This window comes from Micromonospora gifhornensis, assembly GCF_016863515.1.
Lineage (GTDB): Bacteria > Actinomycetota > Actinomycetes > Mycobacteriales > Micromonosporaceae > Micromonospora > Micromonospora gifhornensis.
In genome coordinates this window covers 349,081-368,257 of record NZ_BOPA01000014.1, presented here as the reverse complement: position 1 = coordinate 368,257, position 19,177 = coordinate 349,081, and the positions used below count along the sequence as shown (strand labels likewise).

The 19,177-nt window shown below is 70.4% G+C and carries 17 protein-coding genes and 1 tRNA gene; 5 read left to right on the top strand and 13 right to left on the bottom strand.

Going from position 1 to position 19,177, the window contains the following annotated elements; all coding sequences use genetic code 11:
• Positions 1–311 precede the first annotated feature (311 nt).
• From Vgi01_RS09820 to Vgi01_RS09805, 4 genes are all read left to right on the top strand, one after another.
• Positions 312–2,171, top strand: coding sequence for a putative T7SS-secreted protein (locus Vgi01_RS09820; RefSeq protein ID WP_204290785.1), 1,860 nt, complete (start codon positions 312–314; stop codon positions 2,169–2,171).
• Between the two features lie 104 nt (positions 2,172–2,275).
• Complete coding sequence (locus Vgi01_RS09815) at positions 2,276–2,815, top strand: type VII secretion system-associated protein (protein ID WP_204290784.1); 540 nt, start codon at positions 2,276–2,278, stop codon at positions 2,813–2,815.
• Positions 2,812–4,140, top strand: coding sequence for a hypothetical protein (locus Vgi01_RS09810; protein ID WP_204290783.1), 1,329 nt, complete (start codon positions 2,812–2,814; stop codon positions 4,138–4,140). Before Vgi01_RS09815 ends, Vgi01_RS09810 begins: the two co-directional genes overlap by 4 nt.
• A 41-nt stretch (positions 4,141–4,181) precedes the next feature.
• On the top strand, positions 4,182–4,694 hold the full coding sequence (locus Vgi01_RS09805) for a COG4315 family predicted lipoprotein (RefSeq protein ID WP_204290782.1): 513 nt from the start codon (positions 4,182–4,184) through the stop codon (positions 4,692–4,694).
• A 94-nt stretch (positions 4,695–4,788) separates the two neighbouring features.
• On the opposite strand, the gene Vgi01_RS09800 is transcribed toward Vgi01_RS09805, so the two are convergent.
• The 13 genes from Vgi01_RS09800 to Vgi01_RS09740 form a co-directional block, all read right to left on the bottom strand.
• Positions 4,789–5,682, bottom strand: coding sequence for a hypothetical protein (locus Vgi01_RS09800; RefSeq protein ID WP_239088857.1), 894 nt, complete (start codon positions 5,680–5,682; stop codon positions 4,789–4,791).
• A gap of 225 nt (positions 5,683–5,907) precedes the next feature.
• Positions 5,908–6,618: a deoxyribose-phosphate aldolase gene (gene deoC, locus Vgi01_RS09795; RefSeq protein WP_204290780.1), complete on the bottom strand. Its 711-nt coding sequence runs from the start codon at positions 6,616–6,618 to the stop codon at positions 5,908–5,910.
• Between the two features lie 129 nt (positions 6,619–6,747).
• On the bottom strand, positions 6,748–7,797 hold the full coding sequence (locus Vgi01_RS09790; RefSeq protein ID WP_204290779.1) for a zinc-dependent alcohol dehydrogenase: 1,050 nt from the start codon (positions 7,795–7,797) through the stop codon (positions 6,748–6,750).
• Between the two features lie 26 nt (positions 7,798–7,823).
• Positions 7,824–9,305 (bottom strand): xylulokinase, encoded by a 1,482-nt coding sequence (locus tag Vgi01_RS09785; RefSeq protein ID WP_204290778.1) that lies wholly within the window; start codon positions 9,303–9,305, stop codon positions 7,824–7,826.
• Positions 9,302–10,126, bottom strand: coding sequence for a carbohydrate ABC transporter permease (locus Vgi01_RS09780; protein WP_146017561.1), 825 nt, complete (start codon positions 10,124–10,126; stop codon positions 9,302–9,304). Before Vgi01_RS09780 ends, Vgi01_RS09785 begins: the two co-directional genes overlap by 4 nt.
• A complete protein-coding gene (locus Vgi01_RS09775; RefSeq protein ID WP_204290777.1) occupies positions 10,126–11,094 on the bottom strand; it encodes a carbohydrate ABC transporter permease in 969 nt (322 codons plus the stop codon). The genes Vgi01_RS09780 and Vgi01_RS09775 overlap by 1 nt, the downstream gene beginning before the upstream one ends.
• Before the next feature lie 55 nt (positions 11,095–11,149).
• Positions 11,150–12,526, bottom strand: coding sequence for an ABC transporter substrate-binding protein (locus Vgi01_RS09770; protein ID WP_102658688.1), 1,377 nt, complete (start codon positions 12,524–12,526; stop codon positions 11,150–11,152).
• 105 nt (positions 12,527–12,631) lie between these two features.
• A complete protein-coding gene (locus tag Vgi01_RS09765) occupies positions 12,632–13,414 on the bottom strand; it encodes a GntR family transcriptional regulator (protein ID WP_013734077.1) in 783 nt (260 codons plus the stop codon).
• Positions 13,415–13,596: 182 nt separating this feature from the next.
• Positions 13,597–15,873 carry a hypothetical protein gene (locus Vgi01_RS09760; RefSeq protein ID WP_204290776.1) on the bottom strand — a complete coding sequence of 759 codons (2,277 nt, stop codon included), beginning with the start codon at positions 15,871–15,873 and terminating at the stop codon, positions 13,597–13,599.
• 1 nt (position 15,874) lies between these two features.
• Positions 15,875–15,946 (bottom strand) — tRNA-Ala (locus Vgi01_RS09755).
• 51 nt (positions 15,947–15,997) lie between these two features.
• Complete coding sequence (locus Vgi01_RS09750; RefSeq protein WP_199180224.1) at positions 15,998–16,303, bottom strand: GNAT family N-acetyltransferase; 306 nt, start codon at positions 16,301–16,303, stop codon at positions 15,998–16,000.
• Positions 16,304–16,399: 96 nt separating this feature from the next.
• Positions 16,400–17,002 carry a response regulator transcription factor gene (locus tag Vgi01_RS09745; protein WP_204290775.1) on the bottom strand — a complete coding sequence of 201 codons (603 nt, stop codon included), beginning with the start codon at positions 17,000–17,002 and terminating at the stop codon, positions 16,400–16,402.
• Entirely contained in the window at positions 16,999–18,156 is a 1,158-nt protein-coding gene (locus Vgi01_RS09740; protein WP_204290774.1) for a sensor histidine kinase, read from the bottom strand. Before Vgi01_RS09740 ends, Vgi01_RS09745 begins: the two co-directional genes overlap by 4 nt.
• 107 nt (positions 18,157–18,263) lie before the next feature.
• On the opposite strand from Vgi01_RS09740, the gene Vgi01_RS09735 reads away from it, so the two are divergent.
• Entirely contained in the window at positions 18,264–19,163 is a 900-nt protein-coding gene (locus tag Vgi01_RS09735; RefSeq protein WP_204290773.1) for an ABC transporter ATP-binding protein, read from the top strand.
• Positions 19,164–19,177 lie beyond the last annotated feature (14 nt).

The following is a 19,177-nucleotide window of genomic DNA, read 5'->3' as shown; positions in this document are numbered from 1 at the left end:
CCCCCGGCGGACAACTCGCCGTCGGCTCGTCGCGGCCGATGACGTATCGGCTGTCACCCCACCGCTTCTCGAACTCGCGGGCGGCATCCTCCAACTCGCGCTGTCCCAGCGTGTCGACGACCGCGCCCATCGACCTGATGGACGTGCTGTCCTCATGTCCTCCCGGCCGGTCAACCACTCCGCGCCTTACACGCACGGCCGGCCGGATCGGTTCAGCCCGGCTGAACCGATCCGGCGTCCGCTACGTGTGCGAGTCGGCCTCCGGCATCGACCGGAGTGCGAAGCCGGTCTACGCAACGGGGAGGTTGGGCATGCCGCGTCCAGGGGACGCCGAGTGGTCGGTGTTGCAACTCGACTCCGACCCGGTGCCGGGTGATCCCGAATCCTTTGCGGAGATCACTCGGGCCTACCAGGAACTGTCCAGGGCCACCCGGGAGGCGCATGATCTGCTCGCCTCCGGCGGCCGGATCGACGTCGGCCAGGGCAAGGCGATGGAGGCCTTCCGCGACCTGATCGGAAAGCTGCCGGGGCGCCTGGACCGGATGGCGCATTCCTACTCAGCCGCCGCGGAGGCGTATCTGCGTTACCTGCCCTCGCTGGAGGAGGCGCAGACGATGTCGCTGCGGGCTCTCGACCAGGCACGGCAGGCCGCCGGCGACCAGGGCGCGGCGCAGGCAGCGCTCTTCTCGGCGCAGGCGACGCTCACCGCGCTCGGTCTGGACCCGGAAGCCGAGCAGGCCGCGAAGGAGCAGGTGACCGACGAGGTCACCGTTGCGCAGCACCGCGCCGACGACGCCCAGCAGGCCATCGACCAGGCGAAGGCGCTGCTGGGTCAGGCGACCGCGCTGCGCGACCAGGCGGCACGGACTGCGGCCGAGACGCTGCGGCAGCTGGCGAAGGACGCCCCACAGCGGTCGCTGTGGGAGAAGATCGTCGAGGCTTTCCAAGCCTTCATCGAGTTCCTGCGCAGCACCGTCATCGAGTGGATCACCACCATTCTGGACGTGATCGCGACCATCGCGTCGTTCATCTTTCCGCCGCTCGGTGCAGCCATCGGAATGCTCTCCGCGCTGATCGACCTGGGCACCACGGCGGCCTCCGGAGACCCCGCCGCGATCGGTCTGGCCGCCGGCGGTCTGCTCCTCGGGCTGGTGCCGGGCGGGCGGCTCGTCGGCCGGGTGGCCAAGGTTGCCGGGAAAGGCGCGATCAAGGGTGGAGTCAAGGCGAGCACCACGCAACTCAGCAGGGTGAAAAGCCCCACCGCCACGAGCTACGGTCCCGGCAAGGTCATCAAGGGCGCATTTCGGACCGCCGGGCAAAACCTGAGCGACGTGCGGGCCGTCGTGACGGCGGGGCTCAGGTCACGGAAACCAGTGGACAAGAACACCATCGTCGGTCGAAACACCTGGGGCGTCGAAACGCGTTTCAACGTGGGGGACGTTCAGGCCCGACCAATTGTCAACCACAAAGGTCAGCAGATCGGCGTGAGTTTTCCGAGGAGCGAGGCCGACAACAGGAGCCGCCAGATGTGGGCGGACGCCCGGCACAATCTCTCCACCGGCGACCACGACGGAAAGCTTTTCACCGATGGCCCTCGGTACCAGCGAGTATCGGCGGAGATGCCGGAGGAAGCAAAAGGTGTGCCGCTTGGCCAGACACGGAAAAGCTTCGATTTCAGCACACTGGAACCCACGCCGTGGCAGAAGGACCCGCTGCTGGTGATGACGCACAGCAACCCCGAAATCGTCGCGCTCTCACTCACGAACGGCAAAGTGGTCCACGTTCCAGGCGGTGAATTCGCCAAGATTCTGCACCACGACGCGAACTTCAGGAAGGTTCTGAACGCCAAACCCGACAGCTCGATCGTCATGATCGCCTGCAGCTTCGGCGCGGACAACGGCAAGGTCGCGCCCGATTTCGGTCGGACGATGAAGCGCCTGGGCAACGATCGACAGATCTTTGCAGCAACCAGCACCGTGTGGACAACCCGAGCGAACGACTACCGCGGCAACTTCGTCAACCCAAGCACCGACTTCACCACAGTCGCCGTCGCAAACAAGGGACAGTTTCGCCCGCTGCAGGACGTTCGGGACGTTCCTCCTCAGCATCCTCCCATGCGGTCAAACAGCGACCCGTTGCCCGATTTCAACACCTGGCAGCCCTCGACGTAGGTGCAGCGCCCGGCGGATGCCCTGCACCGGACAGCGGCGGACGGCAAGACCACGATCAGGATCGACGATTGATGCCGAGCGGTTATCAGCAAGGGAGTGCGCACGTGAGCGGATCGGACGACACGAGCGTCGACCGGAACTGGATGCTGCTGCTGGACAGTGACTGGTCGCCACCGTCGGAGACCGACGAGCAGGCGCGGGCGGTACCGCCCGTGGCGTCGATCGTCGGTGGCTGGCTCGTCGACGACGACGGGACCGTCGGCGCGTTCGAGCCCAACCCGCTCTACCTGCCCGCAGACCAGGACGCGCCGACCGGACCGGTCGACGCCGCGGCAAAGCTGGTGGCGGACGGGCAGGCCGACCCGGACCTGGTGCTGCTCGCGCTGCGGGACAGCCTGACCGAGATCGCCGTCGACGACGAGGGTCGCGTCATCGTGGCGCCCGCACCCGACGGGGTGCCGTGTGTCCTCGTCGCCACCGGGGCGGCGGACCGACGTCGGGTGCAAGCAGCAGGCTGGCGGCAGGTCAGCGCCGTCGAGTTGGTGCAGCTGCTGCCCGAGGAGGTCGACGTGCTGCTCAATCCGGGCGGTTCCGCGTCGATGCGGCTGTTCGCCGGCGCGCTACGTGCGGCTGTCACCGGATGACCCGGCCTGGTCCGTCGCGGGCGGCGGGGTATCGGCTGTTGGCCGCCGTCGCCGCTGCGCTGCTGCTCCTGCTGTTGCCGATGGCTGCCGGCACCGCTGGCGCGGTGCCGCCCTCGGTGCCGTACTGGGTGGTGCCGGGCGAACCCGGCACGGCGAGTGATCTCACCCTGGCCGGGGTGGCCGACCGGGTGCTCGGCGATGCCCGGCGCGCACCGGAACTGTTCGACCTCAACGAGGGGCGCACCCAGCCGGACGGGCTCGCGTTGACCGATCCGGATCAGCCGATCATGGCTGGCTGGGTCTTCGTCCTTCCCGCAGGCGCCACCTCCGGTGAGATCCGGATCGGTCCGCCGCCGTCGGCCACGCCGAACGAGGGCCAGCAGCCCGCTGACCGACCGCAGGCGAATGCTCCGGTGCCTGGTGCCCCGGCGGCAGACGGCGGCGAGATCCTGGGGTTCACACCGGTCACGGCGACGCTGCTCGGTGGCGGCGCGGTGCTGCTGGCGGTCGTCGGGCCCGTACTGCTCCTGCTGGCTCGCCGCCGCGCGGCCAGGTCGACGCACCCGGCCCCGACGCCGGACTCACGGCAGGTCCTGGACCGCGCCCTGCGGCAACTCGCCGCGCAGTCCACCCAGGCCCAGGTGTACGCGGCACTGGTCGGAGCGGAACGGGTCTCGCTGCGGCTCGCACCGGCGCTGTCGGACGCCCCGCCTCCCTGGCAGGCGCGGCAGCAGGGTGCGATCTGGGAGACGCCGACCTGGCAGCTCGACGAGAGTGCCGACAGCGGCGACGGGTTGCCGCTGCTCGCCACCGTCGGGACGGTCCAGGGTGAGTTGGCCGTCGTCAACCTGGCACGCGCGCCGGGAATCGTCGCGCTCACCGGGGACTCCCAGGCCGCCATCAGCGTCGCCCGTACCTTCCTCGACGAGATCGGTCGGCACGCGGCCGCGGCATCCCTCACGGTCAGCGTGGTCGGTCCGCCGTCGCCCATCTGGCCGGCATCGGAGCAGGTCCGGATCGTCCCCGACGCGCGGACGGTCCTGACACCTGCGGCCGGCGGCATCGGCGCAAGCCACCGACCCGACGTACTGCACGACCACCTGGTGCTGGTCACCACCGTGCTCCCTGCGGCCGAGCTGGAACGCCTCGGCGCGCTGGCGGCCGCGTCGGGCAGCACCGCAGCGGTCCTGGTCGTCGGCGACGCACCGAACGCCGCCTGGCGGTTCACGGTCGACGCCGACGGGACGCTCGACGTCGGTGTGCTCGACCTCGACCTCGACCGTCGGCCGCCACGCGGTCGAGTCGTCTCGAACTCGCGCCGCTGACCGGCTTCCCTGTCCGACCCCGTCGATCGATTGGTGTGGCGATGAAGGCACTCCCCTCCCGTACCCTGCTCGGCGCCCTCGCGCTGACCGCCGCGCTCCTCGCCTCCGGATGCACCACGACGGTCACCGACCCGGTTGCCGTACCCCAGCCGGACGACCTCGGCCGGCGCAGCCCGGACGGGGGTTACTGGCCGGCGTCGGTGCAGCTCGGCGAACATCCGCAGCTCGGCCCCGTGGTCCTCGACGGGAAGGGTTTCACGCTCTACCGGTTCGATCGGGACAACGCCTCGCCGTCCCGATCCACCTGTACGGACGACTGCCTGACGCGGTGGCTGCCGGTGTTGACCAGCGAGCGGATCAGATTCGAGAACCTCGACCCGGCCCGGCTGGGCGCAGTGGCCCGTGCGGATGGCACGCAGCAGGTGACGGTGGGCGGTTGGCCGGTCTACCGCTTCGCCGACGACACGGTGCCGGGGCGCACCACGGGTCACGGTGTCGACGGACTGTGGTTCGTGGTGGGCCCGGACGGCAGCAGGGCCGGCACGGGTGGTTGACAGCAGACCCACGGTGGGACAGCCCTGTCGCGGCCGACCCGAAGACGGGTGTGCCGGCCCGGCGAAAGAGCCGGACCGGCACACCCGTTGACGATCAGTTGAAGCGGACCGAGGCGATGGCGTTGTCGAAGCCGATCGTCGCCAGGTCGGCGACGTCACCGTTGATGACCTGCGATCGGCCGGTGCAGTCCGGGCCCGCCCAGACCTTGAACGAGCCCGGGGCCGCGATGGAGGAGGCGACACCCGGACGTGCCAGGTTCTGGCACCCGTTGCCGGCCACGCCCTGAGAGGCGCCAATGTCGCTGAAGTTGGCGTCGTCGAAGAAGACGGCGCTGGTGGCCGGCGGGACGTTCGTCTCACCGGTGTCCGGGGTCTGCTGACCGCCCGCCGGTACGCCGGCCTTGCCGCCGGCCGGGGTCACGCCGAACCAGGTGCCGCCGACGCCCTGGCCGAGGGTGTCGCCGCGCTTGGTGTCCTGGGCGAACCGGTACACCGGCCAGCCGCCGATGGTGACCTGGAGGGTGCCGTCGGCACGCTTGACCGTTCCGACCGCCGACGGCTTGATTCCGGCGACGAAGATCTTGCCGCTCGGCGAGACCGTGACCGGTGGCCAGGTCTGCGCGCACTCGCCGTTGCAGGTAGAGGTGGGCGGGTTGTTGCTGTCGTTGTCGAAGCGGTAGAGCGTCAGCCCCGCACCGTTGACGACCACCGGGTTGAGGTCGCCGGCCCGACTGGCGGTCAACTGCACCCACCGTTGCGCCGACTGACGGGCCGCGCCCACTGGGAGGCCACCGTTCGGCACCGCCCAGTCACCGGTGTTGGCGGCCGAGTTGTTCGACTTCGCGGTGCCGGAGAGCAGCGCGGGATCGCCGCCGGCAGCCCCGTCCTCGGGTGCGGCGGCCTCGCCGCCGGCCGGCGCGGAGGCCCTCGCCGGCGCGGGCGCCTCGGGGGTGGTACTACACGCCGCCAACCCGACGCCTGCAGCCATGAGGGCAACAACGGGCACTAGGCGCTTGCGCATCATCTCGGGGTCTCCCAGTTCCTATCCGGCCCCGGTTCGTCCGGAAGCCGTTCGGCATCCACACGGTCCCCGACCGGAATCGGTTCAGCCGGTCAGCGGAAGCCGGGAGGCGGGAGGCGGGAGACAGGCCCCCAGGGTGTCGACTGACGATGCCGACGACAGCCGACATCCCCGGGGGTGGGGTCCACCCGATCAGTAGCTGATCGTCTCCTCGTTGGCCGAGTCGGTCACGATCGCGATGCCGGCGCTGGTGCCGAGCAGTTCGGCACCGGCACGCAGGAGTCCGACGGCCTGGGGGTAGGACTTGATGCTGCCCGACGCCTTGACCCTGGTCCGGCCGGCGGCACGTGCCACCAGGTAGCCGATGCTGGCCGGGTTGGCGACCTCGATCGCACCGCTGCTGGCGTTCTTCAGATACGCGGCACCGGCCTCGATGGACAGTTCGACGGCGGTCTCGCGCTCCGCCTCGGTGAGCAGCGGTAGTTCGAGCATCACCTTGATCGGGACGCCGGACGCGCGGACCACACCGGCGATGTCCTCGCGGAACTCGTCGTACATGCCGCTCTTCAGCCAGCCGATCTGGACACCGATGTCGATCTGCTGGGCACCGGCGCGCACCAGGCTCTCCGCCTCGTACGCCTTGCCGGCGCTGGTGGTGACCCCGACGGTCGGGAAGTCGAGCGCGGAGGCGACCTGGACGCCGCTGCCGCGCAGCACGTCGGCGACGACCTGCACCCAGGAACCGGGCACCATCGCAGCGTTGAAGCCGTACTTCAGGGCTTCCTCGGCGTGCTTGATCATGCGGTCCCGGGTGGTGCCGACCTCGATGAGTGTGTGCTGGATGTACGGCGCGAGGGCGGCCGGAGTCAGGTCGGCGGGCAGGGCCGTGGTGGCGGAAGTCATTGCGGGATCTCCTTCTGCGGGCGTGCGGCACCCTGCGGTCGGCGTGGTACGTCGGCAACCGCACGGGTGGGTCGAACCGGGAGGGTGAGGGAAAGGGAATTGCCGGAGCGGGAGGTGCGCCTGATCGGGTCAGGACCAGTCGATCAGCACCTTGCCGATGTGCCCGGCGTCAGCCGCGGCCAACGCTTCGGGGGCCCGCTGCGCGGGGAAGGGGTCGGTGATCAGGTGTTGCAGCGCGGGGAGGCTGCGGGCCGCCCGCAGGACCGCCGGGAACTCGGGCTGCGTGAAGACCCAACTGCCGATGACCCGCAGTTCCTTGCGAATGACGTCGACGCCGGGGTCGATCTCCATGCTGTTGTTGGCGCCCAGCAGCACGACGGTGCCGTGCGGCCGGGCCAGCTTCATCACCTGGGTCTGTGCGGCCGGGTTGGCGGAGCATTCGAAGATGACCTCGGGTCCGCGCCCCTCGGTCACGGCCGCGACGGCGGCCACCGGGTCCTGCGCGATCGGGTCGATGACCGTGCCGGCGCCGAGGGTCTTGGCCAGGTCTCGCCGCCCCTCGATCGGGTCGACGGCGAAGACCTCTGCTCCGGCGGCCGCCGCGAGGGCCACCACGCAGCAACCCACCGGCCCGAGGCCGAACACCGCCACCCGGTCACCCACCGCGACCCTGGACTTGCGGAATGCCGAGTACGCGGTGCCGAAGTTGCAGGCGATCAGGGCCGCCATGGCGTCGCTGACGTCGGCGGGTACGGGCAGGACTCCGGTGGCCGGCGCGGTGAGGTATTCACCGTCCGCTCCGCTGCGGTGGTTGCCCAGGGTGCGCCGGTCGGCGCAGAACATCGGCTCGCCGCTGAGGCAGAAGGTGCAGTCGCCGCAGCCCGAGTGCTGGTAGACGATGACCCGGGTGCCTTCGGCCGGTCCGTCGCCGCTGGCGGCGGCCCGGGCGATCACTCCCACCGCCTCGTGGCCGGGAACCGTGTGCAGCCGGTGGCCGAGTTCCTGCGCCGACTTGCGGTAGTGCGGCAGGTCGCTGCCGCACACCGCGGACACGGTCACCCGGACCAGCACCTCGTCGTGGGCCGGCACCGGGCGCGGCACCGGGCGCACCTCCGAGTGGCGGTCACCGGTCAGCATCAACGCCCGCATCGACTCTTCGTCGGCAGGGTGGGCTTGCATTCTCGTGTTCTCCTTGCTCGTGCGCGTCACGCCGCGGCCAGGCTCGACAGGTCGAGGTACCGGTCGTACAGCGCGTCGTAAACAGGGGCGGTGGTGGGGTCGGGCCGGTGGCGTCGGGCAGCGCCGAGCGGGCCGGCGGCGTGGGCGAGGTCGTCGTAGCGGCCGAGGCCCACCCAGGCCGACATGGCCGCGCCGCGCAGCGGTGCCGCCTGCGGGTCACCCGCCGGCACCTCGACGGCGGTGCCGGTGACGTCGGCCAGGATCTGGCAGAACACCGCGGATCGGGCGCCGCCGCCGATCGCGGTCAGCGTCGGCCCGGCCAGTGCCGGCGGCAGGTGCTGCAGCACGTCTCGGACCTGAAGGGCGATGCCTTCCATCGCGGCGCGGACGAGAAATGCGGGTCCGTGGGCGAAGTCGAGGCCGTTCATCCGACCGTTCGCGGCCGTCCAGTGCGGGGTTCCGACGCCCGCCATCGTCGGTGCGAACAGCAGACCCCGGGCGCCGGGTTCGACCTCCTCGGCGTCGGCGGACATGCGCTCGTACGCGGCGTCGTCGTCGCCGTAGCGCAGCAGGGCTCGCAGCCAGCGGAGCACCGATCCGCAGGCGGGGATGGTCCCCTCGACCGATACGTGGTCCTCGACGACGTGTGCGGCGCGGACGAAGCCCGCGACGTCGGGGGCGTCGCCGACGGCGGCCGGGAAGACCATCGTCGCCGAGGTGCCCAGGTTGACGGTGGCGGCACCGGCCCGCACACCACCGCCCCCGGCCGCCGAGCACTGCTGGTCGCCGCCGCCGACGTGCACGGGCAGCCCACCGGGCAGGCCCGTGGCGTGGGCCACCTCGTCGAGAAGTCGACCGGCGACGTCGGTGCAGGCACGCAGCGTGGGCAGCCGGTCCTCGCCGATGTCGAACGCGTCGAGCAGGTCGGTGCTCCAGCGCCCGGCGTGCAGGTCGAGCAATCCGAACCAGGACGCACAGCTGCGGTCGACCTGCGGCGGGCCGCCGGCCAACTTGTGCAGCAGCCACTCCTGGACCCCGACGAAGTACGCGCAGTCGGCGTACGCCTGCGGGGTGTGGTGGCGCAGCCAGACCAGGGTGGCCAGGGCCGGCATGGTGCTCAACGGCATGCCGGAGATCCGGCTGTAGGTCTGCGCGTGCACCGACCGGCCCATGGCCGCCAGTTCGCTGTCACCGCGCTGGTCCATCCAGAGCACCAGCGGGGTGACCGGTCGCAGGTCCTTGTCGAGTCCGGCGACGGAGGCCCGCTGGGTAGCCAGGGTGAGCGCGACGATGCAGTGCCCGGCCTGTGCGGCGAGGGCCTGGATGTCCCGCAGCAGTAGAACGGTCACGTCCCACATCGCCGGCAGCGACTGCTCGGCGTGGCCCGGGTGGGGGTGGTCGATGACCAGTTCGTGGCTGCGCTGCGCGTGCACCTCGCCCTGGTCGTCGACCAGGGCGCAGCGGATGCCGGTGGTGCCGGCGTCCACGACGCACACGACGTCGGTCATCCCTTCACCGCCCCGAAGCTCATGCCGGTGACAAGTTGCTTCTGCGCGAGGAAGAGCACGACGGCGACGGGGAGCACGGCCAGGGTTCCGGCGGCCATCATCGGGCCGACCGCCACCGACTGGAACTGCATGAACCCCAGCATCGCCACCGAGACGGTCTTCGCTTCGCCGCTGGCCAGCGTGAGGGCGAAGACGAACTCGTTCCAGGAGAAGATGAAGTTCAGCACGGCGGCGGCGGCCACGCCGTTGCGGACCATCGGCCACGCCACGCTCATGAACTTCTTCGTCTCCGAGCAGCCGTCGAGGTCGGCGGCCTCGAAGACCGCGGCCGGCAGGTCCGCGAAGAAGCTGCGGAGCAGGAAGAAGGTCACCGCGAGGTTGACCACCGTGTGCATCACGGTCAGCGCCCACACCGTGTCGATGCCGCCGATCTGGCGGAACAGGACGAAGTACGGGATGACCACGACGACCGCCGGGAGCATCCGGGTGGACAGCACCCAGAACTCGAAGTCCGACCGGCCCTTGAACTGCATCCGGGCGCAGGCGTACGCGGCGGGTGTGGCGGCGGCGATGGCGATCGCGGAGGAGACCACCGCGACGAGAACCGACCGCCCGATCGCCCCCATGAACTCGGTGTCGCCGAACAGGTCGACGAAGTTGAACACGTACAGCGGGGCGAGCCAGTCCGGGGCACCGCCGCGGATGTCGCTGGGAGCGGCGAAGCCGACGCGGAGCATGAAGGCGAACGGCAGGATCGACCAGCAGATGAGGGCCCAGATCGCCGCGGTCCGCAGCACCCGGCCTTTTCGAGTCTCGTGCACTAGTGCTCCAACCGTTGCAGCGCGGGTGCGGCGAACCGTTTCCCGACGATGAACAGGACGACGAGCAGCAGCAGGCCCAGCGCGGACGCCTCACCGATGTGCAGGTCGTTGAAGGCGGTCCGGTAGATGCGTACGACAAGCGTCTCGGTCGCCGCGCCCGGTCCTCCCCCGGTGATGATCCAGATGGAGTCGAAGGTGCGGACCGCGTCGATCGCGCGGATCGTGACGACGAAGGCCACAAGTGGCTTGAGCATCGGCAGCGCGATGCGGACCAGCCGTTGCAGGGCGCTCGCGCCGTCGAGTGCGGCCGCTTCGAACGTCTCGTCCGGCAGCGATTTCAGGCCGGCGAGCATGACCAGGGTGATGAACGGCGCCCACTGCCAGATGTCGACCACCACGAGGGCGACCACGGCCAGCATGGGTTCCGACGTCCAGCCCGGTGTGGGGAGTCCGACGGCGGCCAGGGCGGCGTTGATCTGTCCGCCGTCCGGGTTGAGCATCAGCCGCCAGGACAGGTACGCCGCGACCGGGGTGGCGCCGAACGGCAACACGAGCAGGGCCAGGTAGAGGCGGCTGCCGCGCAGCGGTCGCCACAGCAGCGAGGCGGCGAGCGTGCCCAGGGCGAACTCGGCGACCACGGCGACCAGGACCATGCCGACGGTGAGCAGCAGCGCCCGGAGCAGGCCCGGTTCCCCAACAGTGTTGGCGAAGTTGGTCAGCCCGGCGAAGCCCTGCTCGTCGGGCCGGGTCAGGTTGTTGTGCCGCAGCGAGTTGACCAGCACCGACACGAACGGATAGACCGTGAACGCCAGCAGCAGCACGGTCATCGGGGCGAGCATGCCGATGAGGAACAGTCTTCTGCTGCGCCTGTCGTCCGGTCGGGGCGTACGCCCGGTGGTGCCCGGCGGTGCCGCCGGCGGGGAGCCGGCGGCCTGCCGCGACAGCACAGCTGTTCGGTCTGCGGACATCACAACCTCGTTCGGCGTGGACGACGCCGGCCGGTCGGGCCGGCGGGACGGGGACTCATCGGCCCGCTCGGGCCATCGCGGCAGCCGCGTCGGCCATGGCACGCTTCGGGTCCTTGCCGTCCACCAGCACCTTGATCAGTTCGAGGGAGAGGGCGTCGGCCTCGCTCGGGAAGGTGGGCCGGGCGTACGGGACCCGGTCCGGCTGTACGGCCTGGAGGTTGGCGACGATCTCGGTCGACATGTCTCCGGGGTAGAAGGAGAGGAAGTCCTCGTTCGACCACACCGACTCGCGGGCCGACGGGCTGCCCGACTCGGCGCTGACCGAGGTGGCGGTCTCCTTGCTCATCGCCCAGGCGTAGAAGAGGGCGGCCTGCTCCTTCTTGCGGGACGCCTTGGGGATGCCGGCCATCCAGTACCAGTAGTTCGGGGCGGCCTTGGCGGCGGCGCTGTCGGGCCACCGGGACACGGCGATCTGGTCGGTGTGCTTGCTGCTGTTCTTGTCCAGCACGACCGACAGCAGGCCGCTGGCGTCGGTGTAGAGGGCCGCCCGGCCCTCGTTGACGCTGCCGGTGGCCTCCAGCCAGCTCATGTTGGACGCGCCCTTGGGGCCGTACTTGGTGAGCAGCTGCTGCACGTACAGCTCGGTGGCGGCGACCGCCTCGGGGCTGTCCACCGTCGGGGTGTTGCCGTTGTAGAACTCGCCGCCCTGGGTAAGGAAGTAGTTCGTCCAGGTCCACACGATGTCGAGTCCGCGGCGGCCCCGGCCGGCGAAGGGGCGTTCCATGGCGGCGGAGAGTTTGGCGCTGGCGTCGACCAGGCTCTCCTGGGTGGGGAACGCGGTGACGCCGGCCTGGGCCGCGAGGTCCTTGCGGTAGATGACGACGCCGGCCTCCGCGGACAGCGGCAGCGCCATCAACTCACCGTTGAGGCTGCTGGCCTTGCGGGCCGGCGCGAAGAAGTCGTCGGTGTCGAACCAGTCGGCGTTGACCAGGCCACTGCCGCCGAAGTAGCTGTCCAGCGGTTCCAACCATCCGGCGTTCATGTACTGCCCGGCCTGCAGGTTGCCGACCATCAGCGCGTCGTACGTGGTGGCGCCGGAGGAGAGGGCCACCAGGGCCTGCTGGTAGTAGCTGTCCTCGGACAGGGTGTTGGCCTTGATCTTCATCCCGGTCAGGGCCTCGAATTCCGGGAATCGCTTGCTGACCGCGGAGGTCCACCAGTGCTCGCAGAGCAGGAGGTTGAGGGTCTCGCCCTTGAAGCGGTCCCATTGCATGTCGGACGCGCCGAGTGTCTGGGTGCCTGTGGTGGCGCTCGGGGTGCCTGTGTCGCCCTCGCGGGAGGCGCAGGCGCCGAGGGCCAGTGCGCCGCCGACGCCGAGGGCGCTGGTCAACAAGCCACGGCGGGACAGCCTGAATGAAGCCTCGTGTCGCATGATGTCTCCTGTTGACAGCACGTATCGACGGCGGTGGTCGGCCACCGTCGGTACGCGTGGGGGTGGGGGGTGTGGAGCGGGAGGGGGAAGGTGGCAGGCGGGGGCCTACCGCTTGATCCAGGAGGAGATTCGTACGCGGTCTCCGCGTACCCACACGTCGGAGTATTCGACGGAGTTCCCGTTGGCCTGGTACGAGATCTGTTCGAGGTAGAGCAGGGGCACGCCCGGGCGCAGTGACATCGCGGCACTGACGTCGTCGTCGGGGAGGATGGCGGAGAAGGTCCGCCGGACGGATTCGACGGTCACGCCGTAGTCGTGTTCGAGCACGCCGAACAGCGACCGGTCCTGCAGGACCTGCGGGGACAGGTCCGGGCACAGGACGGTGGGCAGGTAGTTGTCCAGCAGGTAGACCACCTCACCGGCGACCGATCGGGTCCGCCGGATGGCCAGCACGCTGAGGTCGTCAGCGGGCAGGCCGAGGTGGGCGGCGATGTGGCTCGGCGCCTGGATGACCCGGGCGGACAGCACCTGGGTCTGGTACTCCACGCCCTCCCGGTCCAGGCTCTGCGCCGTGGAAATCAGTTCCTGGGCGAACTCCTGCTCCAGCATCTGTCCGCGTACGAAGGTGCCCTTGCCGCGGGTCTGCTTGAGCAGGCCGGCCTCGATCAGGGTCCGGATCGCCCGCCGGACGGTGCCCCGCGAGACGTTCAGCGCGCCCGCCAGCTCCGGCTCCGCCGGCAACTTCAGGTGCTCCGGCCACTCGCCCGACTCGATGCGCTGCCGCATCAGCTGCGAGATCTGCTCGTGCAGGGCCTCGGCCTCGGCCGCGGAGACCTCTCGGGTGAGCGCCCTGATCGCGGCAGGGGTGAGTTCCTGAGCCGTGGCCACCGCCCACTCCTCGCTTGTCCAGTGATGTCTTCGTTGGTCTGTAGACATCACTGAACATAGGCGGGCGGTCTGGCGATGGTCAAGGGGCTGACCTGGTAAAACTTGGCGGCGCGGCCGGTGGTGGTAGGCAAATGCGACGGATCAGGCCAATGGCCACGGACACGATCAGGCGGTGGCCGCGGCTAGCCGACCTCGGGAGACGGGTCGAGGATCCAGTGCTCCCCTGTGGTCCAGCCGAGCAGTCGTCGGCCCGTACCGGCCCGACCGTCCGAATCGAAGGTCCCGCCGCCGACGATGTGCCCGAGCCCGGTCACGGCCGGCGCGAGCCGGGTCCGCACGTGGTCGGGCTGGGCGGCCAGTCGCTGCGCGGCGTGGGACAGGAAGGCCGTCTGCTCCTCACCGGTGGACAGCGCCAGGAAGAACACCATCTGCCGCCAGGCGTACGCGGTGTTCTTGACGGTGCCCAGCGGACGAGGGTTGTGGTGCAGGCGTGCGGTCAGCCGCAGCACGGCGTCCAGGCACTGCTTCGCCAGGTCGATCGCGGGCAGGTCGATGCCGAGTTCGACGATCGTGGCCAGGTTGTGCGTGGTCAGGATCTGCGCCTGTTCGATGATCGTCCCGTTGGCCGCCACCGGGAACCACGACCGCTTGCCGGTCGCACCGGCCCGATCGCGGCAGAGTTCGTCGAATGTGTTCGAGGTCCGGGTCCGCCGGATCAGCCGTCGACGGGTGTCGTCGACCGCGGCGATCGCCTGGTAGTCGATGTCGTAGTACCGCGCGTACAGGCTGCCCGCGAGCCGCCGACCGGCGAGCGTGGCGGCCTGGAGGAACTTGGCCGAGAACGTGCCCATGAAGATGTCGGCAGCGAGTTCCTCGACCCACGGCAGCGGCAGGCCCGCCTGCGTCGACAGCGTCGACAGCTCCTTGACGAGCGGGTTGGGCAGCACTGTGGCCGGGAATCCGGTCACCGCCGCCGACGCCACTCGGGCCAGGGTGCGACGGGCCTGATCGCGGGTGTCGCTGGTGTCGGTCCGGGCCGACGCCACCGCCCGCACCCAGGGCAGCTCGGCCAGGCGTACCTGATGCTCCAGGTTCAGCAGCAGCAGCGAACGGCGAGCGCGGAAGGCACGGTAGGTGGCGTCCATCAGGATGCGCAGGGCCGGATCGGGGTACGCCGAAGCCGCGGTCGCCGCCGCCAACCGCGGGGTGAGCCGGGCCAACTCCTCCGCCGAGGCGATCACACCACGGTCGATCAACTGCTCCAGGGTTGCGGCGGTAGCGCGGGCCACCACCCGCGCGACCGGCTCCGGTGCCGGCCAGCCCGCCACCACACCCGCCTGGTGGGTTTCGTCGGCGTCGACCGGGCGCAGCACGTGGTCGACGTCGTGGATCCCGACGTCCTGCGGCAGGGCGGCCAGTCGGGCGGCCACCAGCTGCGCGAGCTGATGGTGGCGGGGCAGCGCCGCCTCGCGGGCCTGCTGCTCCCGCAACGCCGTGTGCTCCGGGCTGCCCGGACGGCCGCGCTTGCGCAGCATCGCCTCCACCACGCTCTGGACCAGGCCACGCTCGCGCGGCGTCAGCTGGGCTCCGGCCACCCGTCGCTCCACCCCGGTGCGCAGCACACCGATGCTGCCCTTGCGGTGGCGATGCCTACCGCAGCGCGGATGCGCGGCGGCGAGGTGCCGGTAGCGGGCCAGCAGCTCAGCGGCGCGCGGCAGCCAGTCGTCAGGCGTCACCGCGTCGACCCGGCCGTCGACGACGGTCTCGCACCACAGCGTCAGCAACTCGTCGGCGAACGGGTTCCACACCGTCAGCGCCTCGCGCATCGTTTCGATCTGCGCGTTCGGTTGCCGCTGCTCCAGCACCCGGCGCACCTCACCGGCCGTCTGCCGGTAGACGACGTCCGGGTCGACGGCAGGCTCATCGTTCGGGCCCGGGGTGAAGCGCAGCCGGTCGGCGTACGGTGCGATCTCCTCCAGCAGGTTCACGGCGGCGTCGCGCTCGCCGGCGCGCAGCAACCACGCCACCACCGGCAGCGCCGCCTCCTCCGCGTACTGGACCCGGTAGCGGCCGCTGTCGCGCAGCTCCCCCAGTTCCACCAGGCCCGCGTCGGTCAGCCAGGACCAGAACAGGGCCCGACGCTCGGCCGGCAGGCCGAGGCGCCGTGCCCGGTCGGTCTCGTCCGGGCGCAGCGCACCGCCGGCGGCCGGCGTTCCGGTCGCGAAGCCGCCGTGGGCCACCTCCGGCGTCACCCACGCCGGCAGGCCCCGCACCGGGGTACGCGAACCGATGTCCAGCGTTCCTGCGGCCATTCCGTCCACGACCTGCTGCCAGCGGCGTACCCGCAGCTCCGCCCGCTGCCGGGTGGTCGGATCCTCATGCGTCCCGGCGGTGGTCAGGGCACGCGCGAGCTGGCCCAGGGGAAAGCCCACGCCGACGCTGATGTCGTTGTCGCTCACGCCAGCGTGGCGGGCTCCGCCCCCGCGCCCTCCGGGATGCAAGCCCGGTGCTCTGCTACTGAGCTACACGCTGATGCCGCGAGACTCTACGGAGTTCACCCCCGCGCACGCACCCGAGATCTGCTCAGTCGCTGACTCTGCTGCGGGCCTGGTACAGCAGGTCCTGGTACTCGGGGTGACGGTCGATCCACCCCGCGATGAACGGGCAGGTGGCCAGAACCCGCAGGTTCGCGGCACGCGCCTCGTCCAGGGCCGCTCGGGCCAGAGCCGCCCCGACTCCTTTGCCCTCGTACTTCGGCGACACCTCGGTGTGGACGAACGCGACGAGTTCCGCGGTACGGATGTACTCCGCGACGCCCGCGACCTCGGACTCCCCATCGACCCGGGCCTCGTACCGCTTGGCCTCGGGAACGTCCGTCACTACGACCATCACGTGTCCTCCTGTTGTCTTCCGGGCGAGTTGTCCACCCGAGCGGGCCTCGGCGCGAATGTCCATGATGGTGGTCGCGACCCCTGATCGCCATGTTCACAGCCAGTCGTGTTCGCGGGCGTAGCGCGCCGCTTCGTGGCGGGTCCGGGTCTGGGTCTTGCGCATGGCGTTGGAGAGATAGTTGCGTACGGTGCCGGGGGCGAGGTGCAGCCGCGCGGCGATGTCGGTGACCGAGTAGCCCTCGCCGGTGACCCGCAGCACGTCGGCTTCGCGGTCGGTGAGCGGGTTGTCCTCGGTGACGGCGCGCGCGGACACGTCCGGGTCGATCCAACGTCTGCCCGTGTGCAGGGCGGCGATGACCGAGGTGATGTGGGCCGGTTCGGCGGACTTGCTGACGAAGCCCTGGACGCCGAGCTTCAACGCCTTGCGCAGCACGCCCGGTCGGGCGTGCCGGGTCAGCATGAGGATCACCTGCTCCGGCAGCGTTTGGCGGATCTCGGCGACCGCGCCGAGCCCGTCCACGCCGGGCATCTCCAGGTCGATGACCAGCACGTCGGGGCGGTGCTGCAGGGTGGCGGCGACGGCGCTGCGACCGTCGGACGCCTCGGCGAGGACGGTGATGTCGCCTTCGATGGGCAGCAGCGCGGCCAGGGCCGTACGGAGCAGCACCTCGTCGTCGGCGAGCACGATCGTCGTCATCGGCGCTCCGTCTGCGCGGTCGCCGGGGCCGGGTCGGCGCGGGAGGGCGGGAAGACCGCGGCCGTCCGGAACTGCTCGTCCTGCTGTTCCACGGTGAGTTCTCCGCCGTCGGCTGCCAACCGTTGCCTCAGCGCCGACAGCCCTCTGAGCTCCGGGCTCGTGGTGGCGGTCACCCCGTCGTTGACGATGGTGATGCCTGCCTCGGAGAGGGTGATCTGCACCTGGCTGGCCTGGGCGTGCCGCAGGATGTTCGTGGTCGTCTCCCGCAGCACCTGGCCGAGCAGTTCGCTGATCCGGGCGTCTTCTTCGGCCTCCCGGGTCACCCGGACCCGGATACCGGCGGCTTCGAACAGGTTCTTCGCGTTCTCGATCTCCGCGGTCAGGTTGAGCCGCCGTTGCGCGTACGCGAGTTCCTTGGTCTGCGCGATGGTGTCGCTGACCAGCGCGTACGTCTCCCGCAACTCCTTGGCCGCCCGGTCGCTGTCGCGCAGCAGCAGCCGCTGGGCCAGTGCGATCTTCAACTTGACCACGTGCAGGGTGTGGCCCTGGATGTCGTGCAGGTCGCTGGCGAACCGGACGCGTTCCCGGACGACCGCCAGCTCCGCCTCGCGTTCCCGGGTCTGTTCGAGTTCCCGGATGAGGTCGTAGAACCGCTCACCCAGCACCGTCGTGACGGTCACCAGGACGGTGATGACGGTGGGGGTGAGCACGTAGGCGATCAGGACATCGCGGACGTCGTCGCGCTGCACCAGCAGTCGCGCCGCGCCGACGACGGCGACGTAGCCGAACAGCGCGGCCATCGCCAGCGCCCGCCGCCCCGGCCGGACCTCACGCAGCGCAAGAGAGCCCACGGCGCAGATCCCCCAGTACGCGTTGCTGCCGCCGGTCACCAGGACACCCAGTGGCCACACCGCGCCCGCGACGAGCACGCAGGGAAGCACGACCCGGGCCAGGTCGTTGGCCGTCCACCGTTCGAAGGCCACCACGGCTGCCACCACGCCGGGCGCCAGGACGACGGCGTGCCACCAGGTGTGCGCGTCGACGTACAGCAGGACCACCGCGGCGATGACGATCAGCGGTAGGGACGTCGCCAGGTTGAGTCGACGCAGCCGCCCCTGCGTCGACTGCGTCAAGCGCAGCGGTCGTGGGGTCACCGCCCCAGTATTCCGCGATCATCGGCCACGACCAGTGACACTGCGTCATATCCCTTCATGACATGACGCCACTGACGGGTCGGCCGGGTCCGCGCTGTCATGGATGCATGTCCACCACACCTGTCATCGACGTCGACCGACTGAACCTCACCTACGGCGACTTCCACGCCGTGAAGGACCTCTCCTTCCAGGTACGGCACGGGGAGCTCTACGCACTGCTGGGCACCAACGGAGCGGGGAAGACCTCGACGTTGGAGATCATCGAGGGGCATCGGGCGCCGACCTCCGGCACCGTACGCGTCCTCGGGCGCAGCCCTCGCGACCGGCGGGCGGTTCGCCCCCGGATGGGCGTCATGCTCCAGGAGAGCGGATTCTCCCCGGACCTCACGGTCCGTGAGTCCGTCCGCCTGATCGGCCGGCTGACCCGACGCACCGACGACGTCGACCGGGTCCTCGACCTCGTCGACCTCACCAGCCGGGCCGGACGACGCGTGTCCCAGCTGTCCGGCGGGGAGAAGCGTCGACTGGACTTCGCGACCGCCGTCTACGGCACACCGCAGGTGCTCTTCCTCGACGAGCCGACCACCGGCCTGGACATCCAGTCCCGCGACGCCCTCTGGGCCACCGTGGACCGGATCCGCGAGGACGGCACCACCATCGTGCTCACCACGCATTACCTGGAGGAGGCCCAGCAGCGCGCGGACCGGATCGGGCTGATGCACCAGGGCACGCTGCACCGGGAAGGTACGGTGTCTGAACTGACCCGCGCCCTGCCGGCCGTCATCCGCTTCTCCCTTGCGCCATCAGCGCCGCGACCGCCGTTGCAGGCCGTCGTCGACGGCGACGGCAAGGCCCTGGTCGAGACGTTCCACCTGCAGAAGGACCTGCATCTCCTGCTCGGCTGGGCACAGGAGCACGCGGTGGAACTGCCGGACCTGGAAGCCGGACCGACCCGGCTCGACGACGTGTTCCGCACCCTCGGCACCGCATCCCACCGCGGCAACTGACCCGTCCTCGAAAG